The 17,663-nt window shown below is 74.8% G+C and carries 13 protein-coding genes; 6 read left to right on the forward strand and 7 right to left on the reverse strand.

All coding sequences use genetic code 11. From position 1 onward, the window contains the following. From SZN_RS27095 to SZN_RS27115, 5 genes are all read right to left on the reverse strand, one after another. On the reverse strand, positions 1-2,994 hold a 2,994-nt coding region (locus SZN_RS27095; protein WP_007501022.1), incomplete at its 3' end, for a type I polyketide synthase. Then, positions 2,994-4,253: an MFS transporter gene (locus SZN_RS27100; RefSeq protein WP_007501023.1), complete on the reverse strand. Its 1,260-nt coding sequence runs from the start codon at positions 4,251-4,253 to the stop codon at positions 2,994-2,996. The genes SZN_RS27095 and SZN_RS27100, both read right to left, overlap by 1 nt. Before the next feature lie 663 nt (positions 4,254-4,916). Next, positions 4,917-5,768: a hypothetical protein gene (locus SZN_RS27105; RefSeq protein ID WP_007501024.1), complete on the reverse strand. Its 852-nt coding sequence runs from the start codon at positions 5,766-5,768 to the stop codon at positions 4,917-4,919. Next, positions 5,765-7,036 (reverse strand): glycosyltransferase family 4 protein, encoded by a 1,272-nt coding sequence (locus SZN_RS27110; protein ID WP_007501025.1) that lies wholly within the window; start codon positions 7,034-7,036, stop codon positions 5,765-5,767. The genes SZN_RS27105 and SZN_RS27110 overlap by 4 nt, the downstream gene beginning before the upstream one ends. Before the next feature lie 349 nt (positions 7,037-7,385). After that, positions 7,386-8,243, reverse strand: a complete 858-nt coding sequence (locus SZN_RS27115; RefSeq protein WP_007501028.1) for an aldo/keto reductase — start codon at positions 8,241-8,243, stop codon at positions 7,386-7,388. Between the two features lie 299 nt (positions 8,244-8,542). Between SZN_RS27115 and SZN_RS27120 the strand changes: the two genes are divergently transcribed. The 3 genes from SZN_RS27120 to SZN_RS27130 all read left to right on the forward strand — a co-directional run bounded on the left by SZN_RS27120 (position 8,543) and on the right by SZN_RS27130 (position 11,413). After that, positions 8,543-9,427 (forward strand): Gfo/Idh/MocA family protein, encoded by an 885-nt coding sequence (locus tag SZN_RS27120; RefSeq protein WP_007501030.1) that lies wholly within the window; start codon positions 8,543-8,545, stop codon positions 9,425-9,427. A 429-nt stretch (positions 9,428-9,856) separates the two neighbouring features. After that, positions 9,857-11,065, forward strand: a complete 1,209-nt coding sequence (locus SZN_RS27125) for a beta-1,3-glucanase family protein (RefSeq protein ID WP_007501032.1) — start codon at positions 9,857-9,859, stop codon at positions 11,063-11,065. Between the two features lie 141 nt (positions 11,066-11,206). Then, the gene (locus SZN_RS27130; RefSeq protein WP_043733377.1) at positions 11,207-11,413 is read left to right on the forward strand and encodes a hypothetical protein; all 207 of its coding nucleotides are present in this window, start codon (positions 11,207-11,209) and stop codon (positions 11,411-11,413) included. Between the two features lie 80 nt (positions 11,414-11,493). Here the strand turns inward: SZN_RS27130 and SZN_RS27135 are convergent, their stop codons facing one another. After that, entirely contained in the window at positions 11,494-12,711 is a 1,218-nt protein-coding gene (locus SZN_RS27135; protein ID WP_007501047.1) for a molybdopterin-dependent oxidoreductase, read from the reverse strand. A 170-nt stretch (positions 12,712-12,881) separates the two neighbouring features. On the opposite strand from SZN_RS27135, the gene sthA reads away from it, so the two are divergent. The 3 genes from sthA (at position 12,882) to SZN_RS27150 (ending at position 17,229) form a co-directional block, all read left to right on the forward strand. Beyond that, positions 12,882-14,285 carry a Si-specific NAD(P)(+) transhydrogenase gene (gene sthA / locus SZN_RS27140; RefSeq protein ID WP_007501059.1) on the forward strand — a complete coding sequence of 468 codons (1,404 nt, stop codon included), beginning with the start codon at positions 12,882-12,884 and terminating at the stop codon, positions 14,283-14,285. Positions 14,286-14,772: 487 nt separating this feature from the next. Beyond that, the gene (locus tag SZN_RS27145; RefSeq protein WP_043733375.1) at positions 14,773-16,245 is read left to right on the forward strand and encodes an APC family permease; all 1,473 of its coding nucleotides are present in this window, start codon (positions 14,773-14,775) and stop codon (positions 16,243-16,245) included. Between the two features lie 12 nt (positions 16,246-16,257). Beyond that, a complete protein-coding gene (locus SZN_RS27150) occupies positions 16,258-17,229 on the forward strand; it encodes a hypothetical protein (protein ID WP_007501063.1) in 972 nt (323 codons plus the stop codon). A 34-nt stretch (positions 17,230-17,263) separates the two neighbouring features. On the opposite strand, the gene SZN_RS27155 is transcribed toward SZN_RS27150, so the two are convergent. Continuing rightward, the coding region (locus SZN_RS27155) for a lysylphosphatidylglycerol synthase domain-containing protein (protein WP_007501065.1) at positions 17,264-17,663 on the reverse strand (400 nt) is incomplete at its 5' end.

Here is a 17,663-nt window from a genome sequence, read left to right on the forward strand (position 1 = left end):
CTCCCGCGCGGCGGGCTCGCCGACCCGCTCCGCCCCGCGCGCCACGATGAACTCGGCGAGCCTGCGCGGTGTCCCGGTCTCCTCGAACAGCTGCCGCATCGTCACCTTGACCCGGTGCTCCTGCTCCAACTCCCGCAGCACGCTGATCATCTGGAGCGAGTCGGCGCCGAGGTCGAAGAACGACGCGTCCGGGTGGACCGCCGCGGGCTCCTCACCGAGGTGCCGTGCCGTCGCCTCGACGACACCGTGGAGTACGCGCGTGAGCGCTGCGTGCTGCTGAACCACTTCGGCTCCCTCTCTCGCTGCTGTCGCTGTGCTCCGGGCCGTCAACCGCGGCCCCGTCCAGTGGTCCCGGTGCTGGAACCGGTATCCGGGCAGCGGGACGCGCCGGCCGTCGCAGCCCGCGAGCAGGACCCGCCAGTCGAGGTCCGCGCCCGCGCAGTGCAGTCCGGCGGCGGCGCCCCACAGGGCGTCGAGCCCGGTGCCGCGGCGCAGCGAGGGCAGGGCCGGCGTCCCGGGCAGGGCCCTGCGGGCCAGGCCGCTGAGGGCGGTGTGCGGTCCGATCTCCACGAGGGCGTCGGGGCGCCCGGCGCCGACGGTGCGCAGGGCCCGGTCGTAGCGGACGGCCTCGCGCGTGTGCCGTACGAGGTGGGCGGCGTCCGGGGTCCAGCCGGGCGGGCGCTCCACCCCGTCCAGCGCGCTGACGAAGGGGATCCGCACCGGGCGGAAGGAGGCGTCGGCGAGGACCTTGCCGAACTCCTCCAGCACGGGGTCCATCAGCGCGGTGTGGAAGGCGCGGGCCACCGGCAGGCGCCGGGACGGGACGCCGCGCGCGTCCAGCAGTGCGCAGGCCCGGTCGACGGCGGTGACCGGACCGGCGAGCACGTGGGAGCGCTCGCCGTTGGTCACGGCGGCCTCCAGGCCCGGTACTTCGGCGGCCAGGGCGAGGGCCGCCTCCCGGTCCAGGGGCACGGCCGCCATGGCGCCCGGGGCGCAGCGGCGCTGCATCAGCCGGCCCCGCTCGGCGGTCAGCCGCAGTCCGTCGCCGAGTGACAGCGCCCCGGCCGCGTACAGGGCGGCGTACTCGCCGACGCTGTGCCCGGTCACCGTGTGCGGCGCCACGCCGGTCTCGCGCCACAGGTCCACGAGGGCGCACTGGAGGGCGAAGAGGGCGGGCTGGGCGGTGTCGGTGTCCCCCGCCGGGCCGTCGTCGCGGCCGTGCAGCACGCCGGCGAGGGAGGCTCCGGTGAGTGCGCGGTACTGCCGTTCGCAGGTGTCGAGCACGTCGCGTACGACGGGGAAGCGCGCGTACGGCGCGGCGGCCGTGCCGGGGTGGTGGCTGCCCTGCCCGGTGAACTGGAAGGCCACGCGCGCGTGGCCCTCGCCGGGCCTGGTCCCGGTCGTCACGCGGGCCGCGGTGCCCGTGGCGAGCCAGGCGTCGAGGGCGTCGGCGAGTGCGGCGGGGCCGGTGCCGCGGGCGGCGAGGCGGTGGCGGCCGTGGGTGCGGCCGAGGGCGGCGGTGGTGACCAGGTCGGCCGGGCGGGGTGTGGGGGAGCGGCGTAATCGGTCGCGCAGGGCGCGCGCGTTGTCGGCGAGGGCGGCCTCGGTGCTGCCGGACACGAGCAGGACGTCGGGCGGGGCGGCGGGGGCCGGGGCGCGGGGCGCGGGCTCGGGGGCCTGTTCGAGGACGAGGTGGACGTTGGTGCCGCCGACGCCGAGGGAGGTGACGGCGGCCCGGCGGGGTGTGTCGCCCGGCGGCCAGGGGCGGGCCGTGCGGGGGATGTAGAAAGGGCTGCCGTCGAGGGCGAGGGCGGGGTTGGGCGCGCTGAAGTTCGCCATCGGCGGGATGACGCCGTGCTGGAGGACGAGCAGGGTCTTGACGAGGCCGGCGAGTCCGGAGGCGGCGTCCAGGTGGCCGATGTTGGCCTTGACCGAGCCGAGGGCGCAGTAGCCGGTGCGGTCGCTCTCCTCGCGGTGGGCGGCGGCGGCGCCGTCGAACTCGATCGGGTCGCCCTTGAGGGTGCCGGTGCCGTGGGTCTCCAGGTAGCCGATGGTGTGCGCGGGGACGCCCGAGCGCCGCAGGGCCTGCCGGACGGCCTCGCGCTGCCCCTGGGGGCTCGGCGCGCTGAACGCCTTCTTCCCGGCGCCGTCGTTGTTGACGCCCCAGCCGAGGATCACCCCGTGGACGGTGTCGCCGTCGGCGCGGGCGCGCTCCAGGGGTTTCAGTACGACGGCCAGGACGCCGGTGCCGCCGACGGTGCCGTCCGCCGCCGCGTCGAAGGCGCGCAGCCGCCCGGACCTGGAGAGGATCGAGCCCTTGACGTAGCGGTAGCCGAGGACCTGCGGGACATGGACGGCGGCGGCGCCGACGAGCGCGATGTCGCAGTCGCCCAGGGCCAGGGCCTGGGCGGCGGTCTGCACGGCGACCAGCGAACTGGAGCACCCGGTCTGGACGTTGAGGGCGGGCCCGGTCAGGCCGAGCCGGTAGGCGACCCGGGTGGCGGCGAAGTCGGCGTAGTTGCCGACCGTGGCCTGGAGGCCCGCCACCCAGTCCGTCACGGGCCGGTCGGGCAGGACGTTGTTGAGGAGGTAGCTCTGGAGGCTGTAGAGGTGGTATCCGGTGCTGGCGTAGACGCCGACGCGGGTGCCGTCGCGCTCGCCGGGGTAGCCGGCGTTCTCCAGGGCGTGCTGGGAGCACTCCAGGAACATGCGCTGCTGGGGGTCGGTGGTGCGGGCCTCGCGGGCGCTCATCGCGAAGTGCTGGGCGTCGAAGCCCTCGATGCCGTGGACCACGCCGGAGGCGCCGACGAAGTCGGGGGCGCGGTACTCCTCGGCGGGCACTCCGGCGGCGCGCAGTTCGTCCTCGGTGAACCGGGTGACGCAGTCGGTGCCGTCGCGCACGGCGCGCCACAGCTCCTCGGGGGTGTCGGCGCCCGGCAGCCGAAATGCCATGCCGATGACGGCCGTTCTGAGGTCGGGGGTACCGGTGGCCATCAGCCCTGTCCTTCCTTGACCGCGGGAGCGTCCCGGGGGGCGGTCCGCGTGGGGAGCGCGCCATCGCGGGAGCGGCGGACGGTGAGCGCCACCAGCAGGGCCGTGCACAGCACGATCGCCAGACCCTGGAAGGCGGCGACGACCTGGAGCGGGGAGAACCTCTCCAGCAGGGCGCCGCTGACGAGCATGCCGAGTCCGAAGCCGGTGTTCTCGGCCGAGGCGGACAGTCCGAACAGGCGGCCGCGCTGCGCGTCGGGGGCGGTCTGGAGCCGTGAGACGTAGACGATCTCGGTGAATCCGTCGGCGGCGCCCGCGACGAGGGCGGCGATCACGGCGGGCACGGTGGGCAGTCCGCTGAACACGAGGATGAACCCGGCCGACATCACGCAGGCCCCGAGCGCGAACGCCCGCTCCCCCGGGGTGCGTCCGGTCTTCCTGGTGACGCGGCCGACGACCTGCTGGGCGACGATGTTGCCGATCGCCCAGGTGGCCCAGAACTGGCTGATGAAGGTGGCCGGATGCGCAGGGTCGAGGCCGCTGGAGTAGATCGGCAGGGCCACGTTGTGCGAGGAGGAGCCGAGCCCGTCCACCGCCCGTACGGCGATCATGGCCATCAGTACCGGGGCGGTGGCCAGCAGCATCCGTGCCGTCCAGCGGGCGGCGCCCGAGGAGCCCGCAGGACCGCCGCCCTCGCCCTCGGTGGCCGCCCTGGTGCGCACGGGCAGCAGGAACAGCACCGTCGCGGAGACCAGGAACGTCGCGGCGTCCAGGGCGAACGCGACCGAGTAGCCGAACTGCGCCACCACCAGACCCGAGGAGGCGAACCCGGCGATCATGGCGAGTGAACGGCCGGTCACCAGAAGGCCGTTGGCGCGTACCCGGTGTTCCGCTCCGACGATCTCCGGGATGCTGCTGCGCAGCGCGACCTGGGACAGCGTCGAGCAGCCGCCGGTGATCACGGCGAGCGCGTAGAGCAGTCCGACCCGGCCGGCGTCCGGGACGATCAGCAGGGTCAGCAGCGCCGCGGCCTGGCCCAGGTCGGCGCCCACCATCAGGCGCTTGCGGTCGTGGACGGAGACGAGCCGGCCGCTGACCCAGCCGGAGACGACACTGGTCGCGAGCCGCACGGCCATGAACAGGCCGGCGGCCAGCGCGCTCGACGTGGCGTCGTAGACGTAGACGTTCAGCGCCACCATGTTCAGGTAACTGCCGTACGCCGAGATGCCGTTGCCCAGGACGAGCAGACGGAAGTACCTCATGCGGCTTCCCCTGGTCTGCAGGAAGGGTGGGGGGTGCGGGACGCGGACGGCTGATCGCCGGTTCAGCGGCCGGGCGCGCCGCCCGGTTCCGGCAGTTCCCGCCGGCGGCGCAGGGCGCGGGCGCCGCGTGCGCGCCGGGGCGCCTGCGGGTGGTCCCCCGTCGTTGCGCCCCGGCCGCGGTGATCCCCCGTCGTCGCGCCCCGGCCGCGGTGGTCCCCGGTCATCCGCTCCGGCCGCTCCCCGCGCGTCGGCGCGCACCGCTGTCGCGGGGCACGCTCATGCCCCCGTCGTCCCAGCACAGAACCCATTCCCCCCAGGAGACCGCCGGTCGGCGGCCGTCGGTGCGCAACACAAGCAGACGCGGACGCGGGCCTTCAAGGCTCCGGCGGCGTCCGGACGGCTTCCGCCGCGGATTTGGCGATTTCCCGGCGCCGCCCGGGGGCCCGCGCGTCCGTGCGCGCGGGGCGTCCGGGCCGGTGGGCGCACCGCGCGGGCCGGACACCGGCGGACGCACGCGCCGTTCAACCACCTTCGCCCGGTGGCTTGTTCGGCCGTCGCGGCGCCCGCCGTCCGCGACGGCCGCTCACGCGGCGGTTCGCGGGTTTGCGTGCCCGGCCCGAAGCCGGGGCCGGGCCACGTCGGGAGGGCACCGGACCGCGGGCGTCAGCCGCTCGGGCGGGTCTCCAGGGACAGGTCGTTGTCGACGGTGTAGTAGGGGCGTACGGTGCGCCGGCCCACCGGGGCGGCCGGGAAGACGAAGACCTCCTTGCGGTCGGCGATGTCGTCGAGGAGCCGGCCGAGCCGGATCGGGGCCGCCGGGCCGCCGGCCGACGCGGCCCCGTCGAGGAGGACGTCCAGGACGGGGCTTTCGCCCGTGCCGGTCGCCGCGGCCTCCGCGAGGTCGACGGTGCAGGTGAAGCCCCGCCCGTCGGGTCCGCCGCGCACGGGGACGGTCAGCGCGGTGCCCTTCCCGCCGCGTGGGCGCAGCCGCAGGGCGGCGTCCCCGGTGAGCGCGGCCCCGTGCAGCCGGGCCCGCACGGTCAGGGCGGCGCCGGTGATCTCGACGGTGTCCACCTCGGCGTGCGCGGGGCGCAGCCAGGCGCGCAGCGCGAGATGGCCGTCCCTGGTGACGTACGGGACGCGCACGGCCACCGGGGACGGGCGCTCCCGCAGGTGTCCGGCCACCAGGTCCCGCAGGTCGCGCAGGCCGGGGCGCAGCCGCTGCCGTGCGGCGCCGGGTCCGGGCACCAGGTGGAGGTCCCAGCGGCCCTCGTCGAGGACGGGCCGGGTCTCCAGCACGGCGCGCAGGTCCGCGTCGCCGCCGGGCCGCAGGGGCAGGGTGTGCACGGTGGTCTCGGGCCGGCCCTTCTTGGGGCGCAGCCGCAGCAGGAGTTCGGGTGCGGGTCCGGCCGGTGCCGGGACGCGGAAGGTGATGCGGCCGTCGGCGTCGGCGGTGCAGGCGGCCTGCGGCGCGGCGGCCGGTGCCGTGCCCGCGCTCTCGTCGGTGGTGCTCACGGGCGTCCCTTCCGTACGGTGCGCAGCGCGCCGGACGCCAGGGCGTACGCGGTGTCGCGTGCGGCGAATCCCCGGCTGACCAGGGCCTGTCGCAGGCGGTCGCCGCCCGGTGGGCCCGGCGGCGGGCGGTCGCCCGCGCGGGCCGCGCGCGCCGCCTCGATCAGCCGCTCGACCTGTGCCACGACGGGGGCGGGCGCGTAGCGGCGCGCGTTCTCCCGGGCGGTACGGCCCATGAGCGCGCGGCGTTCGCCGTCGCGCACGAGGTCCAGGAGCGCGTCGCCGAGGGCGTCGCGGTCGCCGACCGGGACCAGCAGGCCGTCGGCGCCGTGCTCGATGATCTCGGCGGGGCCGTGCGGGCAGTCGGTGCTCACCACGGGCAGCCCGCAGCGCATGGCCTCGACGATGGTCATGCCGAAGGGCTCGAAGTCGGCGGCGGTCGCCGCGATCGAGCCTTTGACCCACTCGCCCTCCATCGGGGTCGCGGCGCCCATCAGGAAGGCGTTGTTGCTCAGTCCGACCCGGGCTATGAGCGCGCGCAGCCGGTCGTGCTCCTCGCCCTTGCCGTAGATGCGCAGCTGCCAGTCCGGGTACTGGGCGGCGACGCGCGCGAACGCCTCGACGAGCAGGTCGTACCGCTTCACCGGGACCAGCCGGCCGGCCGCGACGATCACCTTGGCGGTGCCGTCCGCGGCGGGCAGCACCGGATCGGGGACGCTGTTGGGCAGCGCCTCCACGCGGACGCCGGGCAGCCGCATCTTGCGCCGGTAGGCGGCGGCGTCGGCCTCGGTGACCGTGGTGAGCGCGTCGAGCCGGCGGTAGGCCCGGCGCAGTTCGGTGCGCAGCCGCGGCGGGTGGTTGTCGAGGGTCAGATGCTCCTGCCCGATGCGGATCACATGGTCCGGCGCCTGGCGCGCGAGGTGCACGTTGAGTCCGGGCCGGGTGCCGATCACGACGTCGGCCCCGGTGCGCGCGAGGTGGTCGCCGATCCGTTCGTCGGTCAGCTCGCTGTACTGCCGGTGCCGGTACTCGGCGGCGGGGAACACCCGCGCCGGTCTGAGGTGCAGGGGGTGTTCCTTCTCGTGGCGCAGGTCCACCAGCGGCCGTAAGGCCACCTTCGGGTCCAGCGCGGCGTTCGGGCGTTCACGGTGGCGCAGGGCGGAGACGATCTCCACCTCGTGCCGGTCGGCGAGCGCGCCCGCCAGGTTGAAGGTGGTGGTGATGGTGCCTCCGATCCCGTAGGCGTTGTGGAGCAGAAAGGAGATTCTCATGGCGGACTAGACCTGATCGGACACCCGCGGGTTGCCCGCCGTTACCGCTCCGTTGCCCGGCTGGACGGGCGCCCGCGGCACGCGGCCGGGGCGCGTCAGGCGACGTGACCGCCGTGCGGGGCCGCGTACGCCCCGTCGCGGCGCGGGAGTTCGCCGTGGGTGCCGATCTCCAGGACGCCGCCGTCGCCCCTCACCACGATCCGGTCCGCACGGCGGGCAGGCGGTGGGCCACGACGAAGGTCGTACGGCCGTGCGGCAGCCGGGGCCGTGCCGTCGAGCGGCAGCCGCCGGACGCCGGCCGGATGAAGCCGATGACGAGGGCGCCGCGGACACCCGCCGGGCGCGGTGGCTACGCGGCGTCCAGCTCCGCGAGTTCGCCGGCGCCGAGCACGAGGCCGGCCGCGGCGACCGAGTCCCGGATCGTCTCCGGGCGGCTCGCTCCGGGGATCGGCACGACCACCGGCGACTTGGCGAGCATCCAGGCCAGGCAGACCCGTTGGGGGCTCACGCCGTGGCTCTCGGCGATCCGCGCGAAGGGGGCGTGGGCGGAACCCAGCGCGGCGGCACGGGAGATGCCGCCGAGCGGGCTCCAGGGGAGGAACGCCACCCCGAGTTCGTCGCACAGGCGCAGCTCCCGCTCGCTGGAGCGGAACGCCGGGGAGAACTGGTTCTGCACGGAGACCAGCCGGCCGCCCAGGATGTCGTTCGCCTGCCGGATCTGCCCGGGGTCGGCGTTGGAGATCCCGGCCATGCGGATCTTGCCCTCGTCGAGCAGGTCGCGTACGGCGCCGAGCGACTCGGCGTAGGGGACCGCGGGGTCGGGGCGGTGGAACTGGTAGAGCCCGATGGCCTCGACGCCGAGCCGGCGCAGGGACGCCTCGCAGGCCGCCTTCAGGTGCCGGGGGCTGCCGTCCAGGGTCCACCTGCCGTCGCCGGGGCGCAGATGGCCGCCCTTGGTGGCGACGAGCACGTCCTTGCCGCGTTCGTGGGTGGCGAGGGCCTTGGCGATCAGGGTCTCGTTGTGGCCGGCCTCGCCGGCGTCGCGGTGGTAGGCGTCCGCGGTGTCGACGAGGGTCACGCCCGCGTCGAGCGCGGCGTGGACGGTGGCGAGGGAGCGGGCCTCGTCCGGCCGCCCCTCGATGGACAGGGGCATCGCGCCCAGGCCGATCGCGCCGACCTCGACCTCCCCGATGCGGCGGATGTGCATGGGTCCGTGACCTCTTCTCGGCTGTCGCGCGGGCAACGTCGTCGTCGGTCCACCGCCCGAGCGCGGACCGCGACGACACCAGCCTGGCCGTCCCGGCCCGAGAGGTCCAATAGAAGAAGGAGAACGCATTCAGCGACACGGCCACTGAATCCGGGCCGAGCAGTCCGCTGCGCAGGTCGCCGCCTCATCCGGTTGCGCCGGGGCACGGGCGGTGTGACACGCTCGCCCTCGGCCGGCCGGCCGGTGACCGACCGGCCGTCGCCGGTCCCGGACGACTCGTCATCGCGAAAGGCGGCGGTATGCGCATCGGACTGCTCGGCACCGGCCCCTGGGCCCAGATGGCCCACGCCCCCGCCCTGCACGCGCACGGCGAGGTGGACTTCGCCGGTGTGTGGGGCCGCCGTACCGGCCCCACCGAGGAGTTGGCCGGCACGTACGGCGTGCGGGCCTACGACGACGTGGACGCGCTGCTGGCCGACGTGGACGCGGTGGCCGTGGCGCTGCCCCCGGCGGTCCAGGCCGACCTCGCGGTGCGTGCCGCGCGGGCGGGCCGCCATCTGCTGCTCGACAAGCCGCTCGCGCCGACGGTGCGGCAGGCCCGTGCCGTCGTGGACGCGGTGGAGGAGGCCGGGGTGGCCTCGGTGGTCTTCTTCACCACGCGCTTCCAGTCCCGCACGCAGGCGTGGGTGACCGAACAGGCCGCCACGGACGGCTGGTTCACCGGGCGCGCGCAGTGGCTGGGGGCGGTGTTCAGCGAGGACGGCAATCCGTTCGCGACCCCGTGGCGCCGGGAGAAGGGCGCGCTGTGGGACGTGGGCCCGCATGCCCTGTCGGTCCTGCTGCCCGCCCTCGGGGACGTGCGGCGCGTGGCGGCGGCCGCGCACGGGCCGGGCGACACCGCGCATGTCGTGCTGGACCATGTCGGGGGCGCGTCCAGCACCCTGACCCTGAGCCTGACGGCGCCGCCCGCGGCGGCCGGCGCGACCGTGGAACTGCGCGGGACGTCCGGAGTGGCGGTGCTCCCGGAGAGCACCGAGAACGCGGTGTCCGCCCTGGTCCGCGCCACGGACGCGCTCCTCGACGCCGCCCGCACGGGGCGCGTGCACGCCTGTGACGCGGGGTTCGCGCTGCGGGTGACGGAGATCCTGGCGGAGGCGGAGGCCCTGCTGGACAGCGGCGCCTGACCCCCGCACCGGGCGACCGGCCGGGGTCCTGGCGCGGCCCCACGCCCCGGCCTCCGGCGCGTCCGCCGGGGCGTGGGGCCGCACGGTGCGTGCTCCTGCGCGGCACCGGCACGGCTTTTCACCGGTTCCCGGTCACGACGTGCCGTGCCCGTCCCGCGACGGACAGCGACGGGGAGCGCTCTCAGTCGGTGTCTGCGACTTAAAGAAGCCTTAGGTGAGGGTTAAACAGTGGTGACCATTTCATGGGTGTTCCGATCTTCGCAGCTCAGAGCCGTTTCACCACGATGCCGCCCCATTGGCTGACCCGGGACCGGTGCGTAGCATCTGGGGTCCGTCGGGGGCGGCGGGCTCCTTGCTGAGAGCGCTCTCACAGCGCGTCGCCGTCCCTGCGGCCCAGCACCCGCACGAGCACTCCGGGAGACCCCCCACATGACTTCCCGTCACCAGCGTCACCTCGGCCGCCGCAGGATGCTGTTCGCCCTCGGCGGGGCGGCGGTGGCCGTTCCCGCCGTCGCGACCGTGGCCCCGTACGCCCTCGCCGACACCTCCGCGGACGCCGCCTCCCCCACGGCGGCGGACACGCTGCCGCTGACGATCGTCAACGGCAGCGGTTCCTTCGGCAACGCGAACGTGCACCTCTACATCGTCGGCAACCAGGACGGCCGTCAGGTCCGTGTCACCCCCGAGGGCACGCTCGCCCCGATCGCCCTCGCGGACAACGGCGCCGACGGCTTCACCGACTACGCCATCGCCCTGTCCGGCAGCGGCGAGACCCGGCTCTCCCTGCCCCGGATGTCCGGCCGGATCTACGTGTCGCTGGGTGCGAAGCTGAAGTTCAAGGCCGTCGCGGACGCCAACGGCAACGCCGCGCTCCAGTACCCGGCCGGCTGGGTCTCCTCCGACCCCAACTACCCGGTCGTGCACGACTGCGCGGAGTTCACCTTCAACGCCGCCGGCATGTTCTGCAACACCACCATGGTCGACATGTTCAGCGTGCCGATGAGCATCCGGCTGACCGGGGCCGGGGACCAGACGACGGGCACGCTGCGGTCCGGCGGCCGGGCCGCCGCCTTCGCCGCGGTGCGCGCGGCGGAGGGCTTCTCGCGGCTGGTCGTGGACGACACCCGGGTCATCGCCCCGGGCCACGGCCTGGACGCGGGCCTGTTCGCGAAGGACTACTTCGCCCCGTACGTCGACGAGGTGTGGAGCACGTACACCGGGCGCGACCTGACCGTCACCACCAACGCGGGGACGTTCACCGGGCGGGTGCGCGGCGACCGCTTCACCTTCGACGGCCCCGCGCAGGTGTCGTTCGCCCGGCCGTCGACCCGGGACGTGCTGTTCTGCGACGGCAGTCTGGCCGCCCCGAACGACGGGACGACCGGCCCCGTCGCCGCCGTCCTCGGCGCGGGCTTCAACCGCACCACGCTGCTCAGCAACCCCGCGCAGCCCACGACGGACCCGGCCGCGTTCTACAGGACCGCGCTGACCAACCACTACGCCGCGGCCATGCACGCGGCGACCGAGGACGGCAAGGCGTACGGTTTCGCCTTCGACGACGTGGCCGACTTCGCGTCCTACATCCAGGACACGGCGCCGACCGGGATCAGGCTCACCCTGACGCCCTTCGAGAGCTGAGCGGGCCGCGGCCGGCGGGCCGGTGCGGAGCGGGCGGGCGGAGCCTCCGGATGCAGGGTGCGCTCCGGCGTTGAATGGTGTTAGCAGACCCGTTTTCCCCACCGGGCCCGCCCCGTGATCCGGATCCGAGGAGCAGAGATGATGCCGACATCCGAGCCCGAAGCCTCCGGGCCGTCCGAGGAGCGCGTCACCCCGGACGCCCTGCTCCACGCCCGCACCGGCACCGACGTGTCACCCGAGGACATCGTGCTCGCCTCGGGCAAGGACCTCAATCCGCGCAACCTGGAGTGGGCCAGGCGCAAGCTCGACGCCGAGGGCCCCAGCGCCCTGGAGAAGCTGCTTCCCTGACCCCGCCGGGCTCCCGCCCGGCCCCCACGTCGCCCCCGGGTGCGCGCAGGCACCCGGGGGCGGGCCCGCGCGCCCGCGCGTCAGGCCCGGCCGACGCCGTCCCCCGCGCCCCCGTTCCCTTCGTGCCCGTCCCCTTCGTGCCCGTTCTCGTCGTGCCCGTCCCCTTCGTGCCCGTTCTCGTCGTCGTCCAGGCACAGCACGGGAACCCGCTGCACGAGGTTGTTGGCGAAGCCCCCGCGGTTCCAGGGCTGCTCCAGGGGCTGGCGGTGTCCCGCCGCGTCGGTGGCCCGCGCGCTGAGGACGTGCTCGCCCGGTCTCGCCGTCCAGCGGTGACGCCAGCGCCGCCAGGCCCAGCGGTGTCCGTCGTCCGCCGCCGCTTCCGCCTCCCGCCAGGTGCGCCCCGCGTCGGTGCTGACCTCGACGCGTACCACCGGCGCCTGCCCGGACCAGGCACGCCCCTCCAACTCGACCGGACCGGGCCGCAGCACCCGCCGCCGCGTCATGAAGTCGGGGAAGCCGGGCGGGACGAGCAGGGCGCGCGGGACGATGCGGGTGACGGGCTCGCCCTCGTCCCCGGGGCGGCTGCGCAGCCGGTAGGCGACGGCCTGCTGGAACCCCGTGAACGGCTCCGCCGCGACGGTGATCTCCCGCAGCCACTTCACGTGCGCCATCCCGTACCAGCCGGGCACGACCAGCCGCAGCGGGTGCCCGTGCTGCGGCGGCAGCGGGCCGCCGTTCATGGCGTACGCGACCAGCACCTCGGGGTCGCCGCCCGCGGCCACCCGCAGCGGCAGCGCGCGCCGGTAGTCCTGTTCGACACCGCGCTCGACACCGTGATCGGCCCCGGTGAACACGACGTCCACGGCGTCGGGGGCCACCCCCGCCTCGGCGAGCAGCAGGCGCAGCGGTGCGCCCGTCCACTCGGCGGTGCCGACGGCCTCGACGAGCCAGGGCTGGCTGACCGGCCGGGGGGTCAGCAGGGCCCGGCCGTTGCCCGCGCACTCCATCGTGACGCGGGTGGTGACCTGCGGGAAGTCCCTGAGCGCGGCCGGGTCCAGCCGCAGCGGACGGCGTACCCGGCCGCCCAGGGTGAGCTGCCAGGGGGTGCCGTCGGGGACGTGGGGGATGTCGTAGTGGGTGAGGACGTAGTGCAGGCCCGGCGGGGTGAGGTCGTGGCGCATCGCCTCGAGCGGCAGTCCGTGGTTGCGCGCGGCGAGCGCCAGTTCGTCCCGGCCGATGCCCTCGCCCGGGGCGGCCAGCCGGGCCGGTGCGCTCACGTCGGCGAGTCGTCGGCCCATGCGCCCATTGTCGGCGACGGGCGCCCCCGCCTTCCACCGCGGGGACGTCACGACTGCCGGCCGCCGTCGCGCCGTCCGCCCCGTTCCCGCCCCTTCGCGGGAGACCGGGCCCGCCCGATGACGGCCCGCCCACCCTTTCGGAACCGGACGCCCGCTGACAGACTCCTCGGGTGCCCGACTTCGACATGCTCGTCATCGGTTCCGGTCCGGGTGGCCAGAAGGCCGCGATAGCGGCGGCCAAGCTCGGCCGCCGCGTCGCCGTGGTCGACCGCCCCGACATGGTCGGCGGTGTCTCCCTCCACACCGGGACCGTCCCTTCCAAGACCATGCGGGAGGCGGTGCTGTACCTGACCGGCCTCACCCAGCGCGATCTGTACGGCCAGAGCTACCGCCTGAAGGAGGACATCACCGTCGCCGACCTGACCGCGCGCACCCAGCACGTGGTCGGGCGCGAGGTGGACGTCATCCGCAGTCAGCTCGCCCGCAACCACGTCGCCCTGTTCGCGGGAACCGGCCGTTTCACCGACCCGCACACCGTCGCCCTGCGCGAGGCCACCGGCCGGGAGCGGCTGCTGAGCGCCGAGCACGTCGTGATCGCCACCGGCACCCGGCCCGCGCGGCCGGACAGCGTGGAGTTCGACGGCAGGACGATCATGAACTCGGACAACGTCCTGGCGCTGGAGCGGGTTCCGAGTTCCATGGTCATCGTCGGGGCCGGGGTGATCGGCATGGAGTACGCGTCGATGTTCGCCGCGCTCGGCAGCAGGGTCACCGTGGTGGAGAAGCGCGCCGGGATGCTCGACATGTGCGACGTCGAGGTGATCGAGTCGCTCAAGTACCACCTGCGTGACCTCGCGGTCACCTTCCGCTTCGGGGAGACGGTCGCCGCCGTGGAGCGGCACGCCCGCGGCACGCTGACCGTGCTGGAGAGCGGCAAGAAGATCCCGGCCGACGCGGTGATGTACTCGGCGGGCCGGCAGGGGCTCACCGACGGGCTGGACCTGGACAGGGCGGGGCTGGCCGCGGACGCGCGCGGGCGGATCACGGTCGACGAGCACTACCGCACCCAGGTGCCGCACATCTACGCCGTGGGCGACGTGATCGGCTTCCCCGCGCTGGCGGCGACCTCGATGGAGCAGGGCAGGGCGGCGGCGTACCACGCCTGCGGGGAGCCGGCCGGGCGGATGCACCACCTCCAGCCGATCGGCATCTACACCATCCCGGAGATCAGCTTCGTGGGCCGGACCGAGGACCAGCTCACCGAGGACCGGGTGCCGTTCGAGGTCGGCATGTCCCGCTACCGGGAGCTGGCCCGCGGGCAGATCATCGGCGACTCGCACGGCATGCTGAAACTGCTCGTCTCCCCCGAGGACCGCACGCTGCTCGGGGTGCACTGCTTCGGCACCGGCGCCACGGAGCTCATCCACATCGGGCAGTCCGTGATGGGCTGCGGCGGCACCGTGGACTACCTGGTCGACGCCGTCTTCAACTATCCGACGCTCGCCGAGTCCTACAAGGTGGCCGCCCTGGACGCCACCAACCGGCTGCGGCAGATCGACCACATCGGGGGCTGATCCGCCCGCTCACCGCCCCGCCGGGCGCCCGTCGGCGCTCGGGCGGGGCGTCGTCGTCGACGAGGTGCGTCGCGGCGAGGCCGCGCCCGGCCGCCCGGCCGTCGGCGCCGGGACCGGCCGCGGTCCCGTCCCCGGTGGCGCCGGGGCGCCCCCTCTTCCGGTGCGACCGGCCGGCCGGTCCGCGCGTCGCCCGGACGGGGTCGACGGGCCCGCCCACCCCGTCCGGCACCTCGCCCACGCCGTCGCGAGGCTCCGCTCCGCGGAGACCGCACGGCCCTTGAACGCTCAAGGAATGTGGCCCTCATCACTCGCGCACACGCAGTGACTGCCCGGCGACACAAGGGCGTACAGTGTCGCCACCCCTTCTCGGACGCCCCGGACCCGAGGTCATCCCTCCGCGGTGCGCGACGTCGTTCCACCCCCCACCCCCTTGACGCCGCAGGGGCCGTCGGCCCTCGCGTCGTGCACGACGGAAAGCAGCGCATCCATGAGCAACAGCAGGGGCAGAGGGCTACAGGCCAATGTTCTCGGCACGTTCGACACGGTCGTGATGGCGGTGGCCGGCAGCGCACCCGCCTACTCGATCGCCGCGACCACCGCGGTCCTGGTGGGGGCGGTGGGCGTGGCGAGTCCGGCGGCCCTGCTGTACTGCGCGATACCCATGCTGGGCATCGCGCTCGCGTTCAGCCGGCTGAGCCGCATCGACGTGAACGCGGGCGCCAGTTACTCCTGGGTGGGCCGCACGCTCCATCCCTTCCTCGGTTTCGTCAGCGGCTGGGCTCTGGTGATCTCGGCGACCATCTTCATGGTGGCCGGCTCGCTGCCGGCCGGCTCGATGACGCTGGCCCTGTTCGACGAGGGGCTCGCCGACGACACCGCGCTGTCGACCGCCGTGGGCGCCGGCTGGTTCCTGATCATGCTGCTCGTCGTACTGGGCGGGGCGCGGCTGACCGTGCGGGCGCAGCTCGTCATGTCCGGCGTCGAACTGGCGATCCTCGCGCTGTTCGTGGTGCTCGCCCTGCTGCACTCCGGGGGCGCCCGCGCCTTCGACTGGTCCTGGCTGGGCTTCGGCGCCTTCGACGGTGTCTCGGGATTCGCCTCGGGGGCGCTGATCGCGGCGTTCTACTACTGGGGCTGGGACGTCACCAGCAACCTCAGCGAGGAGACCCGCGACTCCCGCCGCACGACCGGCCTCGCGGGACTGATCGGGGTGGGTGTCGTCTTCCTGCTGTTCGAGGTCTTCACGATCGCGGTGAACGTGATCCTCTCCTCGGAGCAGATCCGCGCGAACGAGGCCAACGTGCTGGCGGTGCTGGGTGAGGAGGTGTGGCCCGGCTGGGGCGGCAAGCTGCTGATCGTGGCGGTGATGCTGTCGACCATCGCCACCCTGGAGACCACGCTCATCCAGGTCACGCGCTCCCTGTTCGCGATGGGCCGGGACCGTACGATGCCGTCGTCGCTGGGCCGGGTGCACCGCCGCTGGAACACCCCGTGGGTGGCGGTCGCGGTGGTCGGCGCGGTGGCGCTGGCGATGTTCATCGCCTCCAACGCCCTGGGCACGGTGGGCGACATCCTCTCCGACGCCATCTCGGCGATCGGCCTCCAGATCGCCGTCTACTACGGGCTGACGGGGCTCGCCGCGGTCGTCGCCTACCGCAAGCTGCTGCTGCGCTCGGTCGGCGACTTCGTACTGGGCGGCGTGTGGCCGCTGTTCGGGGCGCTGTTCATGTTCTGGATCTTCGCCGAGTCGCTGAGCGAGCTGAGCGACTCCGCGATCGCGATCGGCATCGGCGGGCTGGCCGCCGGGCTGGTCCCGATGCTCTGGTACTGGCGCAGGGGCAGCGACTACTACCGGCCCGCCCGGCTCGACGCCACGCGCACCGTGGAGACCGACTACGTCGCCGCCGCTCCCGCGGACTCGGCGGCCCCCGGCCACGAGGGCCTTCCCACCGACTTCTGAGGGAGGCACACCATGGCGCGAGGCACCTACCGGCGCGGCTTCACTCCCGACTTCGACCCCGACTGCGGTGACGCCGCGCTCACTTCGGCCCGCCAGGACATCGTCATCGGACGCTGGCAGGGGCTGCGGGAACTGCTGCGCGCGACCGGCTCCGACTGGGCGGTGCGCGGCCACCGGGTCCGGCTGCTGGCCCAGGCGTGCACGGGCAGTTCCACGGCCGAGTCCTGGCTGGCCGCCGAGCCGGACGGCGCCGACGCGCTGGTGCTGCGGGCGGCGACGGAGACGGCGCGGGCGTTCAACATGGCCATCGCCGCGGGCCGGGGCGTGCCCATCGACCAGCGCCGCGTCGACACGGCGGTGCTGTCGTGCCTCCAGGCCGCCGAGCGCGGTCCGGACGACCCGACGCCGTGGATCTCGCTGATCTCCGTGGCCCGGCTCTATCCGCAGGGGGTGCGGCGGCAGGAACTGGCCCGCTGGTGGGACGAGTTGCACCGCCGCGACCCGTTCAGCATGGAGGGGCACCTCCAGGTGCTGCACTACTACTCCTCGCGCTGGCACGGCACGCACGGGCTGATGTACGACTTCGCCCGCGACGCCGCCGGAGTGGCCCCGCCGGGCTGCCCGCTGCCGGTGCTCGTGCAGTACGCCCGCGTCGAGGAGTTCCGCTACGCCCTGGACTCGGCCCGCGGCGGTCAGGCGTCCGTGGGGCTCGGGCAGCACTGGAACAACGACGGCGCCGTCAGCGACGTGCGCCGGACCTGGGAGCGCTGGATCAGGGGACGTGCCGGGTCCGCCGTGTCACCGGCCGAGCTGCGCGACGTCAACCACCTTGCGCACGCGGCCTGTCACGCGGGCGCCCACGACATCGCCGCGTCCCTGTTCCGGATGCTCGGCCCGCGCGCCACCCGCTCCCCCTGGGCGTACACCGGCGACGCGGACAAGCAGTTCGTGAAGTGGCGCAAGGAGGTGGGGGTGCGGGGGTGAGGCGGGGGCGCGGGGAGGGTGTGGGGGGCTTTGCTCACAGTGCCCGGCGCCGGACCAGGACGGCGAGCACCACCAGGCCCGGCAGCAGGGGCAGCCACACCGTCAGCAGCCGGTAGCCGAGCACGGCGGAGGCGGCGGCCGCGCCGGGCGCCCCGGCGGTGGTGAACGCGAAGGCGAGCACCGCCTCCAGGGAGCCGACGCCGCCCGGCGTCGGCAGCAGCGCGGCGGCGCCGCTCGCGGCGAGGTAGAGCAGCGCGACCAGGGCCGGGGGCAGGGGCAGGGCGACCGCGCGGGCCACGGCGAGCAGGGCCGCGCAGTGCAGCACGACGAAACCGGCCGAGCCGCCCCACAGGGCCGCCGCCCGCGCGGGCCGGACGTGGACCGCCTTGACGTGGGCCCGCACGGTCGCCGCCGCGGCCAGGCAGCGGGCGCGC

The sequence above is a fragment of the Streptomyces zinciresistens K42 genome (assembly GCF_000225525.1).
Classification (GTDB): domain Bacteria; phylum Actinomycetota; class Actinomycetes; order Streptomycetales; family Streptomycetaceae; genus Streptomyces; species Streptomyces zinciresistens.

Coding starts and splice junctions, on each gene's coding strand:
- SZN_RS27100 (WP_007501023.1), bottom strand. CDS start 4,253: ATGAGGTACTTCCGTCTGCTCGTCCTGGGCAACGGCATCTCGGCGTAC.
- SZN_RS27110 (WP_007501025.1), bottom strand. CDS start 7,036: ATGAGAATCTCCTTTCTGCTCCACAACGCCTACGGGATCGGAGGCACC.
- SZN_RS27115 (WP_007501028.1), bottom strand. CDS start 8,243: ATGCACATCCGCCGCATCGGGGAGGTCGAGGTCGGCGCGATCGGCCTG.
- SZN_RS27120 (WP_007501030.1), top strand. CDS start 8,543: ATGCGCATCGGACTGCTCGGCACCGGCCCCTGGGCCCAGATGGCCCAC.
- SZN_RS27125 (WP_007501032.1), top strand. CDS start 9,857: ATGACTTCCCGTCACCAGCGTCACCTCGGCCGCCGCAGGATGCTGTTC.
- SZN_RS27130 (WP_043733377.1), top strand. CDS start 11,207: ATGCCGACATCCGAGCCCGAAGCCTCCGGGCCGTCCGAGGAGCGCGTC.
- SZN_RS27135 (WP_007501047.1), bottom strand. CDS start 12,711: ATGGGCCGACGACTCGCCGACGTGAGCGCACCGGCCCGGCTGGCCGCC.
- SZN_RS27145 (WP_043733375.1), top strand. CDS start 14,773: ATGAGCAACAGCAGGGGCAGAGGGCTACAGGCCAATGTTCTCGGCACG.
- SZN_RS27150 (WP_007501063.1), top strand. CDS start 16,258: ATGGCGCGAGGCACCTACCGGCGCGGCTTCACTCCCGACTTCGACCCC.